This window comes from Alkalihalobacterium alkalinitrilicum, assembly GCF_002019605.1.
Lineage (GTDB): Bacteria > Bacillota > Bacilli > Bacillales > Bacillaceae_F > Alkalihalobacterium > Alkalihalobacterium alkalinitrilicum.
The window spans coordinates 5341169-5360976 of record NZ_KV917368.1 but is presented as its reverse complement, the minus strand read 5'-3'; the positions used below and the strand labels follow the sequence as shown (position 1 = coordinate 5360976).

Annotated in this window: 20 protein-coding genes and 1 other annotated feature; all 20 genes read right to left on the bottom strand. The window is 36.5% G+C overall.

Annotation, left to right across the window (positions count from 1 at the left end; translation table 11 throughout):
• Positions 1–191 precede the first annotated feature (191 nt).
• Positions 192–2954: an isoleucine--tRNA ligase gene (gene ileS / locus BK574_RS25980; RefSeq protein WP_078430666.1), complete on the bottom strand. Its 2763-nt coding sequence runs from the start codon at positions 2952–2954 to the stop codon at positions 192–194.
• A 194-nt stretch (positions 2955–3148) separates the two neighbouring features.
• Positions 3149–3377: a binding site (T-box leader), on the bottom strand.
• 134 nt (positions 3378–3511) lie between these two features.
• The gene (locus BK574_RS25975) at positions 3512–4006 is read right to left on the bottom strand and encodes a DivIVA domain-containing protein (protein WP_075385568.1); all 495 of its coding nucleotides are present in this window, start codon (positions 4004–4006) and stop codon (positions 3512–3514) included.
• A gap of 85 nt (positions 4007–4091) precedes the next feature.
• On the bottom strand, positions 4092–4865 hold the full coding sequence (locus BK574_RS25970; protein WP_078430665.1) for a YlmH family RNA-binding protein: 774 nt from the start codon (positions 4863–4865) through the stop codon (positions 4092–4094).
• A 16-nt stretch (positions 4866–4881) separates the two neighbouring features.
• Positions 4882–5139 (bottom strand): YggT family protein, encoded by a 258-nt coding sequence (locus tag BK574_RS25965; RefSeq protein WP_075385566.1) that lies wholly within the window; start codon positions 5137–5139, stop codon positions 4882–4884.
• A gap of 19 nt (positions 5140–5158) precedes the next feature.
• Positions 5159–5602, bottom strand: a complete 444-nt coding sequence (locus BK574_RS25960) for a cell division protein SepF (protein WP_078430664.1) — start codon at positions 5600–5602, stop codon at positions 5159–5161.
• Between the two features lie 28 nt (positions 5603–5630).
• Positions 5631–6305 carry a YggS family pyridoxal phosphate-dependent enzyme gene (locus BK574_RS25955; protein WP_075385564.1) on the bottom strand — a complete coding sequence of 225 codons (675 nt, stop codon included), beginning with the start codon at positions 6303–6305 and terminating at the stop codon, positions 5631–5633.
• The gene (gene pgeF / locus BK574_RS25950) at positions 6302–7159 is read right to left on the bottom strand and encodes a peptidoglycan editing factor PgeF (protein ID WP_142248044.1); all 858 of its coding nucleotides are present in this window, start codon (positions 7157–7159) and stop codon (positions 6302–6304) included. Before pgeF ends, BK574_RS25955 begins: the two co-directional genes overlap by 4 nt.
• 136 nt (positions 7160–7295) lie before the next feature.
• Positions 7296–7559: a YlmC/YmxH family sporulation protein gene (locus BK574_RS25945; protein ID WP_075385563.1), complete on the bottom strand. Its 264-nt coding sequence runs from the start codon at positions 7557–7559 to the stop codon at positions 7296–7298.
• Positions 7560–7983: 424 nt separating this feature from the next.
• Positions 7984–8802 (bottom strand): RNA polymerase sporulation sigma factor SigG, encoded by an 819-nt coding sequence (sigG, locus tag BK574_RS25940; protein ID WP_180320604.1) that lies wholly within the window; start codon positions 8800–8802, stop codon positions 7984–7986.
• A 120-nt stretch (positions 8803–8922) separates the two neighbouring features.
• Complete coding sequence (gene sigE / locus BK574_RS25935) at positions 8923–9636, bottom strand: RNA polymerase sporulation sigma factor SigE (protein WP_075385562.1); 714 nt, start codon at positions 9634–9636, stop codon at positions 8923–8925.
• 26 nt (positions 9637–9662) lie between these two features.
• Complete coding sequence (spoIIGA, locus tag BK574_RS25930) at positions 9663–10586, bottom strand: sigma-E processing peptidase SpoIIGA (RefSeq protein WP_078430663.1); 924 nt, start codon at positions 10584–10586, stop codon at positions 9663–9665.
• 268 nt (positions 10587–10854) lie between these two features.
• Entirely contained in the window at positions 10855–12003 is a 1149-nt protein-coding gene (gene ftsZ / locus BK574_RS25925) for a cell division protein FtsZ (protein WP_075385560.1), read from the bottom strand.
• A 41-nt stretch (positions 12004–12044) separates the two neighbouring features.
• Positions 12045–13322, bottom strand: a complete 1278-nt coding sequence (gene ftsA, locus BK574_RS25920; protein WP_075385559.1) for a cell division protein FtsA — start codon at positions 13320–13322, stop codon at positions 12045–12047.
• 255 nt (positions 13323–13577) lie between these two features.
• A complete protein-coding gene (locus tag BK574_RS25915) occupies positions 13578–13937 on the bottom strand; it encodes a small basic family protein (RefSeq protein WP_075385558.1) in 360 nt (119 codons plus the stop codon).
• 7 nt (positions 13938–13944) lie between these two features.
• Positions 13945–14661: a DUF881 domain-containing protein gene (locus BK574_RS25910; RefSeq protein WP_238458095.1), complete on the bottom strand. Its 717-nt coding sequence runs from the start codon at positions 14659–14661 to the stop codon at positions 13945–13947.
• Positions 14658–15371, bottom strand: coding sequence for a DUF881 domain-containing protein (locus BK574_RS25905; RefSeq protein WP_075385557.1), 714 nt, complete (start codon positions 15369–15371; stop codon positions 14658–14660). Before BK574_RS25905 ends, BK574_RS25910 begins: the two co-directional genes overlap by 4 nt.
• On the bottom strand, positions 15355–16134 hold the full coding sequence (locus tag BK574_RS25900) for a cell division protein FtsQ/DivIB (protein ID WP_078430661.1): 780 nt from the start codon (positions 16132–16134) through the stop codon (positions 15355–15357). Before BK574_RS25900 ends, BK574_RS25905 begins: the two co-directional genes overlap by 17 nt.
• 116 nt (positions 16135–16250) lie before the next feature.
• Positions 16251–17168: a UDP-N-acetylmuramate dehydrogenase gene (gene murB / locus BK574_RS25895; protein WP_078430660.1), complete on the bottom strand. Its 918-nt coding sequence runs from the start codon at positions 17166–17168 to the stop codon at positions 16251–16253.
• 210 nt (positions 17169–17378) lie between these two features.
• On the bottom strand, positions 17379–18473 hold the full coding sequence (gene murG, locus BK574_RS25890; protein ID WP_078430659.1) for an undecaprenyldiphospho-muramoylpentapeptide beta-N-acetylglucosaminyltransferase: 1095 nt from the start codon (positions 18471–18473) through the stop codon (positions 17379–17381).
• 228 nt (positions 18474–18701) lie between these two features.
• Positions 18702–19802, bottom strand: a complete 1101-nt coding sequence (spoVE, locus tag BK574_RS25885; protein ID WP_078430658.1) for a stage V sporulation protein E — start codon at positions 19800–19802, stop codon at positions 18702–18704.
• Positions 19803–19808 lie beyond the last annotated feature (6 nt).

Genomic DNA, 19808 nt, shown 5'->3' with positions numbered 1-19808 from the left:
TCTCCCCCTTTTTGTACAAGCCCTTTTACGATGAACATGTACCTCTTTAGTTTGACCAGAATGATTGTTGTTAGCCGAAACAACATTTGTTATGTCTGTAAAATAAAGAAGAGGTTGCTCCATAAAGTGTTAAACTTACCATTTAAAAATGGAGTTGTTTGACACTTTTGTATGGAACAACCTGAATTTAATTATCCATTGTAATTTTCTGTAACGATTGTTGCGCAAGAAGTACATAATGTTGGATGTTTTTCATTTTCTCCAACCGTTTTCGTAACCACCCAGCAACGTTCACACGTCTCTCCTTCAGCTTTATCAACGACAATAGCAAGATCATCATAAACATCGGCAAATGCAGGAGCCGCTTCTTTGTCACCGCCAATTACGGCTTGAGAAACGATAAACAATTTTTGTAAATCTACATTTTCAAATGTTTCCTTCAAATGGTTTGTTGGATATAAAACAATTTGTGCTGTTAATGATTTTCCAATTTTCTTTTCGTTTCTTGCATTTTCTAATGCTTTTAAAACATCATTACGAACATTCATGATACGATCCCACTTTTGAACAAGCTCTTCAACATTTGTAAATGTTTCTGGTTTAGGCAGATCTGTTAGTTGAACATTCTCCCCTTCTACACCAGGAATGTGTGGCCAAACTTCATCTGCAGTATGAGATAAGATTGGAGAAACAAGCTTGGCTAGTGCAACTACTGTTTCATACATTACGGTTTGAATAGAACGACGAGCATGACTATTCGGTGCATCAATATATAATGTATCTTTTGCCACATCCATATAGAAAGAACTTAACTCAACGGTACAGAAGTTATTTAATGCATGATAAACATTTGAGAACTGATACTGTTCATATCCTTTATTCACTTTACCAATTACATCATGTAATTTTACAAGCATATATTTATCGAGTTCAGGTAAGTCTTCAATTGATACAGAATCTGTCTCTGGATTAAATCCATTCAAGTTACCTAAAAGGAAACGGAACGTGTTTCTGATTTTTCTGTATACTTCAGAAACTTGTTTTAAAATATTATCAGATACACGGACATCTGCTTGATAGTCAACAGATGCAACCCATAAGCGAAGGATGTCTGCACCTAATTGTTTCATCACATCATTCGGAACAACGACATTTCCTAAAGATTTACTCATCTTACGTCCTTCACCATCTAAAGCAAACCCGTGACTTAAAACTCCTTTATATGGAGCTTTTCCAGAAACGGCTACACTTGTTGATAACGAAGAATTAAACCAACCACGATATTGATCTGACCCTTCAAGGTATAAGTCTGCAGGACGTTGTAAGTCATCTCGTTCTACAAGTACTGCTTGGTGGGATGAACCAGAATCAAACCACACATCCATAATATCCATTTCACGAGTAAACTTGCCGTTTGGACTATGAGAAGAAGTGAAACCTTCAGGTAGAAGTTGCTCAGTCTCCCATTCAAACCAAATATTCGATCCATGCTCTCTAAACAAAGTCGAAACATGATCAATAGTCTCATCGGTAATGATTGGTTCTCCGTCTTCGCCGTAAAAAATGGGAATCGGAACGCCCCATGCACGCTGTCGGGAAATACACCAATCACCTCGGTCACGGACCATGTTATATAAACGTGTTTCACCCCATGTTGGAATCCATTCTACTTCATTAATCGCTTGAAGCAATTCTTCTCGGAAATCTTTGATTGAGGCAAACCATTGCGCCGTTGCTCTAAAAATTACTGGCTTTTTCGTTCTCCAGTCGTGTGGGTACGAATGCGTAATAAACGAAAGCTTTAAAAGAGCACCTACTTCTGTTAATTTTTCAGTAATTGGTTTATTCGCTTCATCGTAAAAAACACCTTCAAACCCTTCTGCCTCACTTGTCATTACACCTTTATCATCCACAGGACATAATACGTCTAAATTATATTTTTGTCCGACGATATAGTCATCTTCCCCGTGGCCAGGTGCCGTATGTACACAACCTGTTCCTGCATCAAGCGTAACATGATCACCACACATCACGAGTGAATCACGATCATATATTGGATGTTTTGCAACGACAAATTCTAATTGCTCACCTTTAAATGTTTTCACTACATCGTAGTGTTCCCAGTCTAATTCTTTTACCAATGTTTCAAGTAATCCAGAAGCCACGACAAACTTATCTTGCTCGACTTGTACAACGCTATAATCAAGGTCAGGATGAACGGTAATACCAAGATTTGCTGGTATTGTCCAAGGTGTTGTCGTCCAGATGACAATTTTTTCATCACCTTCTAATAAGCCTTTACCATCTTTAATAGGAAATGCAACATAAATTGAAGGAGACCGCTTATCATGATACTCGATCTCAGCTTCTGCCAATGCAGACTCTGAAGAAGGAGACCAATACACTGGCTTTAAACCTTTATAGATATAACCTTTTTTTGCCATATCCCCAAAAACTTTTATTTGTTGAGCCTCATACTCTTTGTTTAACGTAATATAGGGATTTTCCCAATCTCCCCGAACACCTAGTCGTTTAAATTGTTCCCGTTGACGATCAATTTGCTCAAGAGCGTACTCTTCACAAAGTTTCCTAAAGTCAGCGACCGTCATTTCTTTACGTTTTACTTTTTTATTTTTTGTTAGTGCCGTTTCAATTGGAAGGCCGTGAGTATCCCAACCTGGAACATACGGTGCATGATACCCGCTCATTGATTTGTAACGAACAATCATATCTTTTAATACCTTATTTAAAGCATGTCCCATATGGATATCACCGTTCGCATATGGTGGTCCATCATGAAGGACAAATAATGGGCGCCCTTCTGTACGTTTTTGAACTTTTTCATAGATATTCATTTCATCCCATTTTTTTTGCATTTCTGGTTCACGATTTGGCAAGTTTCCACGCATTGGAAACTCCGTTTTAGGCATTAGTAATGTATCTTTATACTCCATGTTTGTTCCTCCTAATTATTATGTAAACAAGTAAAACAATATCAAACCGATAGCACCATATATGGACTAAAGCCTCCAGGTAAGATAAAGGAAACACGCAGGGTAGACGATGCGATGTTGACTTATCGTAGGAGGTGAGTGAAGTCGCTTTGGGCTAAAGGGAAGCTAGAAGACAGCAAAAAACCTTCTCGTCTTATAGGGACGAGAAGGTTACCCGTGGTACCACCCTATTGAATAAAAACATCAAATGTTATTACTCACTCATCATTCGTATCGTGAATGAATCGCTATAGCCTACTTGAATTACCGTTCGGTATAGAACTCAAGGGTGATCTTCCCATACCACTTCAATATCAGGCTTTCACCATCCCCGACTCGCTACATTGAAGTATGATAAAGTACTCTCCCTATCATAGTTTTGTACAATATTTTTAATTTTAGTAAACGATGAGAAAACGTACGGTCAGTTGAAAATGATACCGTTTTTTCATTCTCATCAAAAGTAGTCAAACTTTCTTAAAGTTTAAAATAAATTCATTTACTCGTCAAGAAAACGGTTATTCTACCGTTTCTTTTTCTAACGAGTTATCCACCTTTGTTAAGTCGTCCCAATCTTCTGTTTGGAGCATTTCCAATTGGGCTTCAACAAGCATTTTAAACCGAATACGATATACAGATGCTTGTTTCTTTAACTCTTCAATTTCCATCATTATTTTCCTTGATTTCGTCAAGGCATCATTAATAATTCGATCAGCATTTTTTTCTGCTTCCTTAACAATTAACTGTGCTTCTTTTTGAGCACTGCGACGAACCTCTTCAGCGGATTCTTGGGCAACTAAAATTGATTTATTTAATGTTTCTTCAATTTTATTAAAATGCTCTAGTTTCCCATCAAGGTCTTGAACTCGCTCAAACATTTCCTTCTTTTCCCGTAGTACAGCTTCGTAGTCTTTTATGATTTGGTCAAGAAACTCATTAACCTCATCTTCATCGTAACCACGGAATCCGCGAGTAAACTCTTTATTATGGATATCAAGCGGTGTTAAAGGCACGAACTCCACCTCCAAATCTAGTCGTAATAATTCTTAATATTTATTCGACAGGAAAAGCACTTTTCCTTCTTTTTCTATTATTAATTTATTTTTTTCTTCCAAAAACGATGCGGATTTTACCTTTTTTTGTAGAGCCAGCAATCGATAATAATTTACTTCTCCCAAAATTTCTTACAGATAAATAATCTCCTTCTTGAACTTGGAAAGCACCGTCTTCAATCGTTTTCCAATTAACCTTAACTAGTCCTCTGTCAATATAAAGAGAAGATTTAGTTCGTGAAATATTATATATGGCTGAAAGAAGTGTATCTAAACGCAAGGAAGAAATAGTGGTTGACTCTTCTGTCCACTCTTCAACGTTTTCTATAATATCTTCTTCATTAATAGGTACAATTTTAACTTTAGCTTGTCCAACTTTTTGTAGATTTAATTCAATAAAGCTAGCAACTTCATTTGCAACTAATACTTGAATAACTTCATCTGTTATAAGAATATCACCAAATTTTTCACGTTTCATACCTAAACCCATTATTGAACCAAGAATGTCTCGATGTTCTAATGTTATAAATTTTCTTGGATAACGTAGTTCAAACGCTTGAATCTGAAAGTCATTTTTAGCCAGTTCAAAATAAGAAGGAAACAGCATAGCACGTTTTCGTTCAGTACTAGAAGCGCCTCCCCAAAAGGAGAGGCTAATTTCTTCATCCTTACCAATAATAGTCTTTAAAATATCTTGCTCCCGCGGATCAAGAAAATCAGTTAATTTATAAGTATATTGAACAATAACGTCTTGCTTCCAATCTAACACTTGATCTACAAATATTCGTTCTTCAATACGAAAGTGCTGATAAATACTCATGCTACTCTAACACCACTTACATTCCAAATAACGCAGCAACCCCATATCGTGCAAATGATAAAGCAAAAATAGCTACAATTGGGGAAATATCAATCATCCCTAATGGAGGAATAAATTTTCTAAACGGTGCTAAGTATGGCTCGACGACTGAACCTAAAAACTGACCGATCGATGACTCTCTCGCATTAGGAAACCATGACATTAAAATATAAGCGATTATCATATAAGAATAAACCATGATTGCCAAATTTAGTAAAGCTCCAATTCCTTGCATTAACTAATCCACCACCATTCTAACGTTGTTCAAATCTTTCTTGGATCATTTCTGTAATTGAACCGGAAACGTCCACATTGTCTGGAGTACATAGGAATATTTGCATACCAAGTTTTTGAATGTCTCCCCCTATAGCATACACCGTTCCGCTTAAAAAATCGACAACCCGTTTTCCTTGGTCATTTGAAATTCGCTGTAAATTAATAATTACAGCTTTACGATTTTTTAAATGATCTGCTATGTCTTGAACTTCATCATACGTTCTAGGTTCAATTAGTATCACTTTGGCAGCCTTTTGGACACTTTGTAAGCTCACGATATTTTGACTTTTGGACTGTTTATCACCTCTTCGATATTGAGGCACTTCCTCCTGACTTGCTGCCACTTCTTCACTGTAGGACTCGTATTCTTGCGTATCTTCTTCTAGTTCAAAAAATCGTTTGAATCTCGATTTCATCCCCATTTCAAATCCTCCTTAAATCTCAACTTTTCTAACCGACAAGCGAAGAGCCGATGCGTAAAAAAGTAGCTCCTTCTTCTACTGCAACTATGTAATCATTGGACATTCCCATCGAAAGTTCTTCACATGGTGCATGTTGAAGTGCTAGGGCTTGTACATCTTGTTGTAATAATCGAAGTTGCTTGAATACAGGTCGTGTTTCTTCTGGGTCCTCTACAAATGGTGCCATTGTCATAAGGCCCACCACTTCAATTGCTGGATATTGTTCAAGATTTTTTACAAATGTGATGGCTTCTTTAGGATTAAGACCTGATTTTGATTCTTCTCCCGAAACATTTACTTGAACAAAACATTTTAATGGTTCTGATTTACTCCATCTTTTTTGAATTTCTTCTGCTAACGCTAACCGATCAAGAGAATGAAGGTAGTGAATTTTGCTGATAATCTTTTTTACTTTTTTTGACTGTAATGACCCAATAAAATGCCAATTGATTGCTCCAGTGATGGTTTCTTCTTTTTCAAGAATACCTTCAACTCGATTTTCACCGATATGGAAAATGCCTGAGTCAATTGCTTCTTGTGTTCTCTCGACAGTTACATATTTTGTAACCGCAATCAACTTTACTACATCAGGGTCTCGACCCGAACGTTGACAGGCTGCAATTATTTCATCTTCAATTTTTTGTAGATTTTCTTTAACTGTCAATCAAGCGTTCTCCTTTCTTTCTGGCTTAATCCACCCTTTAAACCGATATAGCTCATCATTCTCCCAGTTTTACCCTTTTCTTTTCGATGCGAAAAAAATAAGTTAGTATTACTAGCCGTGCAATACTGGCTCTTGATTATATTTTCTTTAGGAATTCCAGCACGAACAAGTATTTGTTCATTTAACGTTTTTAAATCTAGTAGATAATGTCCTGGTCTCGTTAATTGATACGGCCTTTCTTCGCCTTGAGGTAATACTTTGTTAACAGATTGTATTACATTTTGATCCACTTCATATTCGGTTTGACTAATAGATGGACCAATTGCAACTAATATTTCACTGGCGTTAATTCCCTCAATGTTTGTCCAGATCTCTACCATCTTCGAACCAATTTGACTAACGGTTCCTTTCCAGCCTGCATGAGCTAATCCAATCAATTGCTGTTTAGGTACATAAAAGTACAATGGGACACAGTCAGCATATAAACTCACAAGTAATATATTTTTTTCTCGAGTATATAACCCATCTACTCCTTTTATAGCTGTCTTTTGAGACTGTCCACCTTTTCCAACATCATTCCTCATAACTTTATTAATTTTTGCATCATGAACTTGTTCCCCAACTACCCACTGTTCTATAGGAATATTAAGCTTTCTTGCAACGTGTTCACGATTTTTTAATACAATAGTATCGTCATCAGCTACGTGAAGGCCAACATTTAAGGAGTGATATGGTGGTTGCCCTACCCCTCCAATTCGAGTTGTAAAACCTGCCGTTAAGTTTCTGTCATTCTTTTCCCATTCTGCTATCTTTAATAAATGGTGTTCCGTTTGGATAAACGGTTCATGGATCAAAAAATCACTTCCTATCCATGGATTTCATAATTTTCTCAACATAAACTGCCAAAATTTTGATTGTTTTTATCTATTTTAGCATATTTTTCATGCAAATAGTATGAAGTTTCGTGGTGTAATGCGATTTTTGCTAATTTTAACCTGATTGATAAGGCAGATATGGTTCTGGAACATGTACTAATATGACATCGTTTCCAATCTTAACGATGTTTCCCCAAGGTATTACAAACTCTTCTGTATCTCTATTGAAAAAACTCATCATTTTTCCAGTTCCATTTATAATGATGGCATCAATTTGACCTGTCGTTAAATTAATATCTAGATCCGTTAAATGGCCTAAACGTTTCCCATTTTCCATATTTACGATGTCTTTGGATTGTAAGTCAGATATTTTCATCATATTTAAGCCCACCTTCCTTCTTGACCACGCTGTATTACTTTATCTATATGATAAAACAACCAATAATATCTCTAAAATATTGAAAAGCGGAAGGCGCCTGATTAGCTCCGACATGCAAATGTTCTGGCTGGCGAAAGTCGCTCTTTGACTTTTGTCCTGACAGGTTATTTGAGCTCGAGGAGCTGGCGCCTGCAGCTAGACATAGAAAAGCGGAAGGCGCCTGATTAGCTCCGACATGCAAATGTTCTGGCTAGCGAAAGTTCGCTCCTTAACTTTTGTCCTGACAGGTTATTTGAGCTCGAGGAGCTGGCGCCTGCAGCTAGACATAGAAAAGCGAAAGTCCTACTCCTGCCCCCTTCTGGCATATTAAATCGCATGAAAAAGACCGAGCACATAAATTAATTTATGCCACTCAGTCTTTTATTTAGCTTTGTGCGTGTTTATTCATTTGTTGAATTGCTGCTTTTTCAAGTCTAGATACTTGAGCCTGAGAAATTCCAATTTCATCGGCTACTTCCATTTGTGTTTTCCCTTGGAAAAACCTCATATTTAAAATTAGCTTTTCCCTGTCGTTCAAGCGGATCATTGCCTCGCGCAAGGCAATTTCTTCAACCCAATTTACATCTTTTTGCTTATCATCACTAATTTGGTCCATCACATAAATTGGATCTCCACCGTCATTATAAATCGGTTCAAATAATGAAACTGGATCCTGAATAGCGTCCAAAGCGAAAACAACATCCTCCTTTGGAACATCAAGCACCTTCGAAATCTCTTGCACCGTCGGCTCTCGGTCTCGGTTCTTTTCAGCCATTAACTGATCTCGAACTTGTAACGCTTTATAAGCAATATCACGTAAAGACCTAGATACTCGAATAGGATTATTATCTCTTAAGTACCTTCTTATTTCACCGATGATCATAGGGACAGCATATGTAGAGAACTTTACATTTTGGCCTAAATCAAAGTTATCAATTGATTTCATTAACCCGATACAACCAACCTGAAAGAGATCGTCTACATATTCACCACGGTTATTAAAGCGTTGGATTACGCTTAGGACAAGACGAAGATTACCATTGACTAACTTCTCACGGGCACTAATATCACCACTTTGCATTTGTGTAAATAATTCGCGCATTTCCTTGTTCGTCAGTACAGGTAATTTCGCTGTGTCAACTCCACAAATTTCAACCTTATTTCGTGTCAATTCTTTCCCTCCCAACAGGAGAATGATGTTCATGTAAAGTATCTCCTTGAGAGGGAAAAATATGCACGATAACTCTTTAGTTAATTTTGAATAAAAACGAATGAGTTCATGGTATAACTACGTTGCTGAGCAATAAAATATTTTTTTTCGAACTTACACCATTTTATTAAATTCTTTTCTTAACCGCTTAATGATGCGTTTTTCTAAACGTGATATATATGATTGTGATATCCCGAGTAAATCGGCTACATCTTTTTGTGTCTTTTCTTCATCACCCGCTAAACCAAAACGAAGTTCCATAATTTGTTTTTCTCGATCATTTAAAGTGTGCAAAGCTTTAACTAACAATTTTCGATCGACTTTTTCTTCAATACCTTTTGTAATAATATCATCTTCTGTTCCGAGAACATCTGATAATAATAACTCATTTCCATCCCAGTCAATATTCAGAGGTTCATCGAAAGAAACTTCTGAACGAATTTTATTATTACGACGTAAATACATCAAAATTTCATTTTCTATACAGCGTGAAGCATATGTTGCTAATTTGATCTTTTTTTCGGGATTAAATGTATTCACTGCCTTAATAAGACCAATTGTTCCAATACTAATTAAGTCCTCAATATTAATTCCTGTATTTTCAAATTTACGGGCAATATAGACGACAAGCCTTAAATTTCGTTCAATAAGCATCGCTCGAACCGCTTTATCCCCTGTAGGTAATTTGCTTAACAAGTGTGCTTCCTCTTCTTTAGATAAAGGTGGAGGTAGTGCTTCACTTCCACCTATGTAATATATTTCATCTGGTTTCATTCCTAAGCGATATAAAATTCTTTGCCACATCAATGTAAACTTCAACTTTAGCATGTTATTGCCTCCTCAATAAAGTGAAACTAAGCTAATTTTTTCCCTTGTCCTGCAACAAGCATCTTCGGATGAACAATACATTGATAGTCTCCGTCATTTGATAGTTTCATATCGTTAATCCCAATCAGTACTTTCTTAACAAGATGCTGTTCATCGGCCGTCGTCACTCTAACATAATCTGGCTTAATTGCGACCATAAATTGTTGATCTTTCCCTACGACTCGATATGGTATAATTCTAATTCTTTCTGCTAATGGATGTTTCATCTCAAAAATTCTTTCTAAATTTTCATAATAGAGAAGTAGTTCAATTTCATCAGTATTTAGCATAGAATGTAATGCATCCTTTTCTATGACCATAACAGGGGCTCTAGTAATAGGATCATGTAATTGATTCCCACTATCGACGAGACCTTTCAGTTCTATCGTTTCTTGACCAATTGAGATTTCAACAGTAACGACTTGTTCATAATGAATTTTTCTAGTCTCAACTTGTTTTAACTGATGTTTTGAGAAAAGCCAGACGAGTGGAAAACCAATTAACACAAATAACCAGCTAAACGTACTACCAAACCCTGACGTTTTCGTAAACATGACACCATCTAAAACTTCAAACTCAGTTTGCCAAAAGAAATGAAGCGCAAATAAGCCTCCTCCCGTCATAAAAGTTACAAAGTAAAACATAAATAAGTTTTGAATAAAATAGATCAATCGGTGAAACCCAAAGGCAATTAAAACAATGGCCATTGAGTATAAAAATTTCATCCATGGTTGATAAAACAAATGACCAAATGGTGTAAACATCAAAAAAACGATTAGTGACGCAAATAGAGCTGCTAGGAATAACCGCCATATATGTACCGTTCTTTTTAGTGTTATTGCAGTTATCCAAATTAAGAGAAAGTCAATACATAGATTAAGAACCCAAATTACATCCAAATAAATGGTCATTGCATGTCCTCTCAATCGCAATTTGGTAATGTTTAGCCAAGTATATATCAAATTCTATTTATAAGTCTGTCAGTTTATGACGAGATAAAATAGTTATTTTGATAGATTTTCACATATACTGTCAAAGTAACATATTTACGATTTGACAATATTTTTTATGAATAATAATTTTCAATAATAATAAAATCATTTGTCTCCCATTCCATATAAATCGTTAATCTTTTTAGGTAAAAAAAAAAGTTGGCTCATAGGCCAACTTCTTTTTCATTTACTTTGAACGTCTTTTTCGATTACGTAAAAACGTTGGAATATCAAGTGTATCCGCTTGTTCAGGTTGCTGAGCTTGTGGATTAAATCTCGGCTCCTTCACTTCTTCTTGCTTTGGTTGTGCTTGTGTAGTTGTAGCCTTTGGTTGTACCGAAGGACGTTGCAACTGTTGTCTGTTGTTAACCGTGTTACTTTCACTATCTTCAAATCCCGTTGCAATTACTGTAACAACGATTTCATCTTTTAAGTTCTCATTAATAACAGATCCGAAAATCATATTTACTTCAGAGTCTGAAGCAGCAGAAACAATTTCAGCAGCTTCATGAACTTCGTATAAACTTAAGTTTGAACCACCTGTAATATTCATTAATACCCCTTGGGCACCATCTACTGAAGTTTCAAGTAAAGGACTTGAAATGGCCTTCTTAGCCGCTTCCGTAGCTCGATTTTCACCTGTTGCAATACCAATCCCCATTAGCGCAGACCCTTTATCAACCATAATTGTCTTCACATCTGCAAAGTCTAAGTTAATTAGCCCTGGAACTGCAATTAAATCGGAAATACCTTGTACACCTTGACGAAGAACATTATCCGCTTCACGGAACGCTTCTAGCATTGGAGTATTTTTATCAACAATTTCCAAAAGGCGATCATTAGGAATAACAATTAATGTATCAACTTTCTCTTTTAAAGCGTCGATACCACCACCAGCTTGTGTCGAACGTTTACGTCCTTCAAACGTAAATGGTCGCGTTACAACACCTACTGTTAATGCTCCTAATTCTTTAGCAATTTCAGCGATTACTGGTGCAGCACCTGTTCCTGTACCTCCACCCATGCCTGCTGTAATAAACACCATATCAGCGCCTTTTAACGCTTCTTCAAGTTGCTCTCTACTTTCTTCTGCAGCTTTTTTTCCGATATCTGGATTTGCACCTGCACCAAGTCCGCGAGTTAATTTACCACCTAATTGTAGCTTGATTTCTGCTTTCGATAAATGCAAAGCTTGTGCATCTGTATTTACAGCGATAAACTCAACGCCTTGTAAACCATTTTCGATCATACGGTTAACAGCGTTACTTCCGCCACCGCCAACACCGATGACTTTGATTGTCGCTAGTTGTTCCATATCCATTTCAAACTCTAACATGTAAGGTCCTCCTAATTCATCATGTATGCCGTAAATCACGATTATTCAAAGAATACTTTAAACCAATTCTTCACCTTTTTCATACCTTCTTTATCCTCTTTCGCCTTAGGAGCTGCTTTTTCCTTCTTAGGATTCGTCTTTTCTCCTTGATTCAAGTCAGAAACCGAGGCTGCAACTTCTTTTCCTTGAATTTTAACATTACGATAAGCAAATTGGATTAATCCAACACCCATTGTATATTGAGGTTCACGAACACCAATATAATCAGGTATAGCAATTCTTACATTACTTTGTAACACTTCACGAGCTAATTCTAAAACTCCTGGAACCATAACTGCTCCTCCAGTAAGTACATAGCCACCCGGTAAATCACGATACCCTAACCGATGAACTTCTTTTTCAATGAGTTCAAATATTTCATCCATTCGTGCTTCAATAATGTGTGCAATATCATACTGCGAAAATTCATCTTGATCATTACTTCCGATAACAGCCACTTTAAACAGTTCTGCATCTGATGCTTCATCAATGTAGGCATGTCCATACTTTAATTTAATACGTTCTGCTTCTTCACTAGAAGTACGTAACCCAATCGCAATATCATTCGTAACATGGTCTCCGCCAATCGGTATAACAGAAGTAGTTTTCAGTGTCCCTTGTTCAAAGATAGAAACAGTAGTTGAACCACCACCAATATCGACAAGGCCTACTCCAAGACTTTTCTCATCTTTAGAGATCGCAACTGCACCACCTGCAAGTGGTTGAAGGCATATGTCAGCAATTTGTAAACCAGCTCGCTCTACACACCGCAACAAATTATGTAATATAGTTTTGGATCCAGTGATAATAGTGCCTTCCATCTCTAACCTTACACCGATCATTCCTCGTGGATCATTAATTTCATCTAAACCATCAACGATAAATTGACGTGGAATAACGTCAATGATTTCACGTTCTGGTGGAATTGATACCACTTGGGCTGCATCGATGACTCGAGCGATATCTTCATCACCAATTTCACGGTCAGGGCTAGAGACAGCAACCACACCATGACAAGGCTGTAACTGAACATGATTCCCATTAACACCTACTATAACTTGCTTTATCGATAAACCGATCATGCGCTCCGCTTGATCGACAGCTCTCTTAATTGATTTTACAGTTTCATCAATATCTACAATGGAGCCTTTCTTTATCCCATGGGACTTCGTATTTCCAACACCAATGATGTTTAGTGTTCCATTGGCCATTTCTCCAATGATAACTCTTACATTGGATGTACCGATGTCTAAGCTTACATAAATATCATTGTTGTTCATCTGTGGCACCTCCTTTTTATTCTGTATAGCATAAAAACACTGCTATATTTTTAACTGAAACTTCTGTGATTATCAATTGCGTTAACGATTAAAAAGTTCTAGTGAGAGAATATGAAGAGAAATTCATCTAACTATAAAATAATTCAACATTAAATGTAGTTTCCCTTTTATTTTTTTTGTTTTTCTTTACATTTCTCACTTTTTTTTCAAAAATCCTCTTGTTTTCATAACTTAAGAGAACCATTATATCGTTTTCTAAGCCTTGTTTTCATTCCTTCTTTCGTTCCAATTCGACAACAACATCCGACGTATAACTGCAATATTATTGAAAAGTCTTACACCGAAAGCAAATATTGCTGCTAAATATAAGTCTACACCAAGATGAACACCTAGAAAAGCTAAACCTGCAGCAAGAAGGATATTAAAAAAGAAACCTGTTAAAAAAACATTGGAATCAAAGCTGTGTTGTAAATGAGCACGTATTCCACCGAATAATGTATCTAATGCAGCTAATACCGCAATTGACAAATAGTTGGAATACTCATCAGGTATACGAAACTCTGTAAAAAATCCTAAAATTACCCCTAAAATTAGACCAATAATTGGTAACCACATCGGTCAGTTAATCCTCCTTCATTTGCTCCATATACCTCACCCTTGGTGTATCATCAAAAGCTGGTAATTCAAGATAGTTAATTGGCGTAGACGTTAATTTTAAATTATCAATTTCAAAATACTCTACTGATTCAGAAACGACCATTTCATTATGAAGTTTTTCAGCATCGTTTGATATAACTTTTATTTCTATAGGTAATGGTGGAAGTCTCCTATTATTAACACGAGTTACTCCATTTACTTCTCGAAAGGCAGTTGTTGAAATAATTCTTTGATTACCGATCGCAATCTCTTTAGCTCCATTAAAATTTAACTCGTTAACAAGAAAACGAAGTAAAACTGGAGATACTGAGTGCCTTTGATTCCCAAAAAATTGATCATGATATAGGGGCTCGATTATAAGGATAATTCCTTCACCCGATACTTCTGTTAAACCCGCTTCTTTTCTTAGACTATCAATTTGGTCTTCCATTACGTTTTCAACGTTTTCCTTATGGTCATTTAACGAAACTTCATATTGATCTATTAATGAAGCATATTTATCAATTTCTTGTACTAGTTGCTGGTGCTTGTCCTGTTCTGCACGTAATTCTTTACGCAATTCTCGAATATCTCTCGTATCCCTGACTACAGGTTCTTTTGTTGATTGAAATTGAATTGCTAACATAAAACCAATAATAAGAGTCACAATCATAAAAATGACTTGTTTACTCAATGATGTCACCTGCTTTCAGATAAGTAAGGTTCCATAATAACTTCATTTTTTTGTTGCACCCTTACTTCGATAAGATCATTCACTAACTGGTCCCTTACTCCACCAGGTAATGTCATTGAGCCTTCTAAACTTAAAGAATCTCCTATGGCCGTAACTACAAATGGCGCATAAGACGTATGACCATCAATATAAATAACAGGTCCAATACATTGAATAAATGAATTGTGCGATAGACGGTGCCCATTAATCGCAACAGCTTCAGCGCCAGCGACTAATAATTCTTGAACGACTTTATGAACATGTTCTTCATGAACAATATAATCATTAGGGTTAGCTCCATCGGGAACATATGAATTGTCGGCTAATGTGACTTCAACTCCAGGCCCATTAACTTTAACAGTACCTACTATTTTTCTCAATCTGTCTAAATCCTCAATTAAAGAGGCTACTCTAACTTCTTGTTCTTCCGTTAAATCTGCAATTTCAGCTTCAATTTCTCTTAGTTGAGCTTGGTACCCTCGTAAGTCTTCTTGTAAATTACGGTTGACTGCTTGCTCTAGTATAATATTATTACGTAATTCATCTTCATGTCTCCATTGGCGCTGTGAGATTGGATTTGTATCTTGATGCTCATTAGCAAATTGATAAGATAATGCTATGATAAACCCCGTTACCAATAAGACAAGGGAAAGAATAACGTGTTTACCCCTCACCTTCACCTTCTTCTTCCTCCTCAACGTCAAACTCTTCGAAATAAGGAGTCATCCTCATATGGATAATCCCTATCTTATTTGGGTCTATTTCTTTAACAATTGAAGGATAAGGTGCAATTTTATCGGAAAAATCCCGAACGGTTGAATGCACTTCATGCCCATCATTCATAAAAACAATAATTCTTAGTGGATCGGCTTCCGTAGGTGTATAGTAAATTTCTGAGATTCTATTAAAAAGTCCATCGGATAACTTTGTTAGTTCAGCTGCTAGCTCTTGGGCAACTGGTCCAGGTTCCCAGTCTCTTAAGATAGGAGCATCTACTGGCATTACATTAGGGGGTAATTCCTCTAAAAAAGCCCCTGTACTTAAAATCGGATAATACTTTCCTTCTTGGTACATATACGCCACTCGTTGATATTCAACGATATGGATTTCAATCTTATTTGGAAACTTTCTTGAAATGTCTGCTGACTCAATTTCCTTTAAAGAAACTATTCGGGCAATTACTTCTTCTTTATCAAGTTGCCAAATGCTTGTCCCACTACTTAATTTCGAACTATTGACGATTATCTCTTTAGGTAAGTAATCATTTCCGTGGACTTCGATCGTCTTAATGTGACTTAACGGAGATTGAAAATATATTACTAAGAGGATGAGTAAAAAAAAGAAAGACAAAAAGAAAATTAATCTTCGGTTCGCTCGTTGCTTTCTTTGTTCCTTTAACTTAGGAATTCTGTCGTTGATGGTAATGACTTTTTCATCAGCCATAGTCCAACCTCCATTATACACGCCCATATTTCGAAAACGGCATAAAAGATTTATGCCGTTTCATTTTGAGAATTGTGTTTACATCTTTGTATTATAGCACAAAACAACGGATTTGCTCAGTCGTTGTTTTCTTTTTTTCCTACAATCTCAACTTCTGTTTCTATTTCTACAGCGAACTTCTCACGTATTGTGTTTTTTATATGTTGAATAAGACTTAGTACATCATCTGCCTTTGCATCTGCAACGTTCACAATGAAGTTTCCATGCATGTCTGAAACTTGAGCACCACCTAATTGAAATCCTTTTAACCCCGCTTTTTCAATTAATTGACCAGCATAATTAGGTAAAGGGTTTCTAAAGACACTACCAGCACACGGGTAATTCCACGGTTGAGAAACACGTCTATAATCTTTATTTTTTTGCATCACTCTCACAATTTCGTCACGGTTTCCTGCTTTTAGTTGAAAAGTCGCTTCAACACAAATTCCATTTTCCTTTTGTAATTTAGACGTTCGGTAAGAAAAGTCTAATTCTTCGTTTGTAAGCCATTTCATTGTGCCATCCTCAAATAGAATATGCGCCTTCGATAAAATTTGCGATATATCAGATCCATGAGCACCTGCGTTCATAAAAACAGCACCACCGACCGACCCAGGAATCCCGCTAGCAAATTCTAATCCTGAAAGGCCTTTTTTACTTATCACCATGGCCAGTTTGATTACTGAATAGCCACCACCGACGGTAATTTCCTCACCGTCAATTTCAAGGTGACTAATTCCGTCTCCTAATTTGATGACAACTCCCTCAATTCCTAGATCACTGACAAGTAAGTTTGAACCTCTTCCAATAACACGCCAAGGGATATTCTCTCTTCGAATAATCCCCATTAACTTCTTCAATGCTGCTATATTTTTAGGCTCAACTAATACTTCAGCTGGGCCACCGATTTTCCAAGTCGTATGATTGGCCAACGGTTCCTGGACGAGGACTTTACCAATATCTTTATCTCTAAGTTGCTGAATAAACGGTTCCATCGTCTTATATCTCCTCACTTCTTAAGAAAAGCACCAACACTGCCACGAAGGGCCAATGCGATGTCTTTTCTATTCTTTACTTTGACCATTTCAATGGTTTAATTTAACAATCCTTCATTTCAAATTACTATAATATATGCTCCTGCCTAATTAGCTGTGTTTCATAAATATAGTAAATAATATTAGTACTTATATATAGCAAAATAAAGGTTATTTTTTTGCCAATTCGGCTAGTAACTCTACAAAATGTTCCGCAGCTTTAGGCATTCCAAGAGAAAGAGCTGCTTTATGCATTTCTTCCCATTTTCCAGTCTTTTTAAAAATGGAATCAATATCTTCAAGCAATACTTTCCCACTCATTTCTTTTTCAAGAAGAACAATTGCAGCACCTTTTACGCTAAGTGAACGCGCATTTTTTTCTTGATGATTATTTGTTACATATGGACTCGGAATTAAAATGCTTGGTAATCCTAACGCTGTGATCTCAGCTAAAGTTGTCGCACCTGCTCTTGCCACAATTAAATCTACACCAGCTAATACTTCTGGCATGTTATGAATAAACGGTTTTATAATGACATTATCAGGGTTTCCTTTCGCTCTCACTGCTTCCATTACCTTTTCATAATGAACTTGCCCCGTCACATATAAAAACTGATAATCGAAGTTTTTCATTTCGGGTAACACTTCTAAAAAAGCATCATTAATCGGTTTCGCTCCGCGGCTACCACCAACAATTAATATAGATTTTTTCCCTTCTTTTAGTCCAACAGACTCTCGACCACGGTTTGCGTCTGTAGAGATAACTTCTGAGGCTCGAGGATTTCCTAAATACACGGTCTTTTTTTCTGGGAAGAGCTTTTTCGATTCTGGAAAGGATAAAACAATCTTATCAACATATCGACTTAAAAATTTATTGGTTAGCCCTGGAACACTATTTTGTTCATGAATAGCAGTCGGTATATTTAATTGGGAAGCTGCATAAACAACTGGGCCACAAACATACCCTCCCGTTCCTACGACAACATCTGGTTTAAATTGTTTAATCATTTTTTTTGAGTCATTTGTACCTTTAAGAAAACGATAAATTGTTTTTACATTTTCAAAAGATAACTTTCTTCTGAACCCCGTAATTTTTATCGTTTGAAACGGGATGTTTTCTCTGGTTACGAGTTCACTCTCTAATCCATTTTCCGTACCTATGTACAATATTTCTGCATCAGCATATTGTTTTTTTATTTCTTGGATTAATGACAAGGCAGGGTAAATATGTCCTCCAGTTCCTCCACCACTAACAATTACTCTCATTTATTTCCTCCATCTATTCTGTCCTCGTGAATATTTATCGTCTTACCAAATATCAATTACTAGGGCAATAACAACTTAGTATACTACACACTATTACCATTTTATCAGAACGGTAACTTGGTTTATACATATTGCTTTTAAAGGATTATGTAAAATTTAATAAAAGTTTATTGAGGAAAATAGAAAGATCCCTCTAGTTAGGATGATCCTACTCAGAGGGATGGTATGTTACAACCTTGAAAATCTACTTATATTTAGAAGTACACCTATAGCAACTAGCATGAGCGTCAATGACGACCCACCGTAGCTAATAAATGGTAAGGTAATTCCAGTGACTGGCATAAGTCCAATAACAACCCCTATGTTAATCATAACTTGAATAGCAACCATAGCAATAATACCAACCGCTAAAAAGCTACCGAATAAGTCAGGGGCTCCTAAAGCAACTCGAATACCTCGCCACATTAAAATACCGAATAATAAAATAATTACAGCCCCACCGATAAACCCTAATTCCTCAGTTATTATTGCAAAAATAAAATCGGTTTGCGGCTCAGGTAAATAAAAATACTTTTGCCGGCTTTCTCCAAATCCTAAGCCTAGCAATCCTCCTGGGCCAATCGCATATAAAGATTGGATAATTTGAAAGCCACTTCCTAAAGGATCAGACCATGGGTCAAGAAACGATGTAATTCGTTTAATTCTATAAGGCGCAGAAATGATTAAAGCAACGAAGCCTGCGACACCGATGAGAGCTAAACCAACAAAATGAGCAATACGCGCCCCAGAAACAAAAATCATAATTACACACGTACCTACCATTACTGCTCCAGTTCCTAAGTCTGGTTGAAGCATGATAAGACCAAACGCTAGAAGAACTAGAGATAATGATGGAACTAACCCTCGTTTTAAAGACGTGATTTTCTTTTGGTTTTCGGATAAATACTTTGCCAAGAACGCAATCATCGCCATTTTCATGAACTCTGACGGTTGAATTGAAAAAGCTCCTACACCTAACCAACTTCTTGCTCCACCACGTACGAGTCCAACACCAGGAATTAATACGATAATGAGAAGAATAAAACAAATGATGAGTAATACTTTAGACCATTTTCTCCACGTCCAATAATCAACATTCATAATGAAAAGCATTGCAGCTACTCCTACACCTGCAAAGAAAAATTGACGTTTCGCAAAGAAAAATGAATCGTCGAACTTATATTGAGCCCATACTGCACTAGCACTATATACCATAATAACACCGATTGTTAATAGTGCAATTGTTGCAATCATCAAAAGAAAATCTGGTGCCGTTTTTGTTTTAGGCAACTAGAA

Excerpts from the sequence above, each read along its gene's own strand:
- ileS (WP_078430666.1), bottom strand. The coding sequence starts at position 2,954 with ATGGAGTATAAAGATACATTACTAATGCCTAAAACGGAGTTTCCAATG.
- BK574_RS25970 (WP_078430665.1), bottom strand. The coding sequence starts at position 4,865 with ATGAGTATTTATCAGCACTTTCGTATTGAAGAACGAATATTTGTAGAT.
- BK574_RS25965 (WP_075385566.1), bottom strand. The coding sequence starts at position 5,139 with ATGCAAGGAATTGGAGCTTTACTAAATTTGGCAATCATGGTTTATTCT.
- BK574_RS25960 (WP_078430664.1), bottom strand. The coding sequence starts at position 5,602 with ATGGGGATGAAATCGAGATTCAAACGATTTTTTGAACTAGAAGAAGAT.
- BK574_RS25945 (WP_075385563.1), bottom strand. The coding sequence starts at position 7,559 with ATGATGAAAATATCTGACTTACAATCCAAAGACATCGTAAATATGGAA.
- sigG (WP_180320604.1), bottom strand. The coding sequence starts at position 8,802 with ATGAACATCATTCTCCTGTTGGGAGGGAAAGAATTGACACGAAATAAG.
- sigE (WP_075385562.1), bottom strand. The coding sequence starts at position 9,636 with ATGCTAAAGTTGAAGTTTACATTGATGTGGCAAAGAATTTTATATCGC.
- spoIIGA (WP_078430663.1), bottom strand. The coding sequence starts at position 10,586 with ATGACCATTTATTTGGATGTAATTTGGGTTCTTAATCTATGTATTGAC.
- ftsZ (WP_075385560.1), bottom strand. The coding sequence starts at position 12,003 with ATGTTAGAGTTTGAAATGGATATGGAACAACTAGCGACAATCAAAGTC.
- ftsA (WP_075385559.1), bottom strand. The coding sequence starts at position 13,322 with ATGAACAACAATGATATTTATGTAAGCTTAGACATCGGTACATCCAAT.
- BK574_RS25915 (WP_075385558.1), bottom strand. The coding sequence starts at position 13,937 with ATGTGGTTACCAATTATTGGTCTAATTTTAGGGGTAATTTTAGGATTT.
- BK574_RS25900 (WP_078430661.1), bottom strand. The coding sequence starts at position 16,134 with ATGGCTGATGAAAAAGTCATTACCATCAACGACAGAATTCCTAAGTTA.
- murB (WP_078430660.1), bottom strand. The coding sequence starts at position 17,168 with ATGGAACCGTTTATTCAGCAACTTAGAGATAAAGATATTGGTAAAGTC.
- murG (WP_078430659.1), bottom strand. The coding sequence starts at position 18,473 with ATGAGAGTAATTGTTAGTGGTGGAGGAACTGGAGGACATATTTACCCT.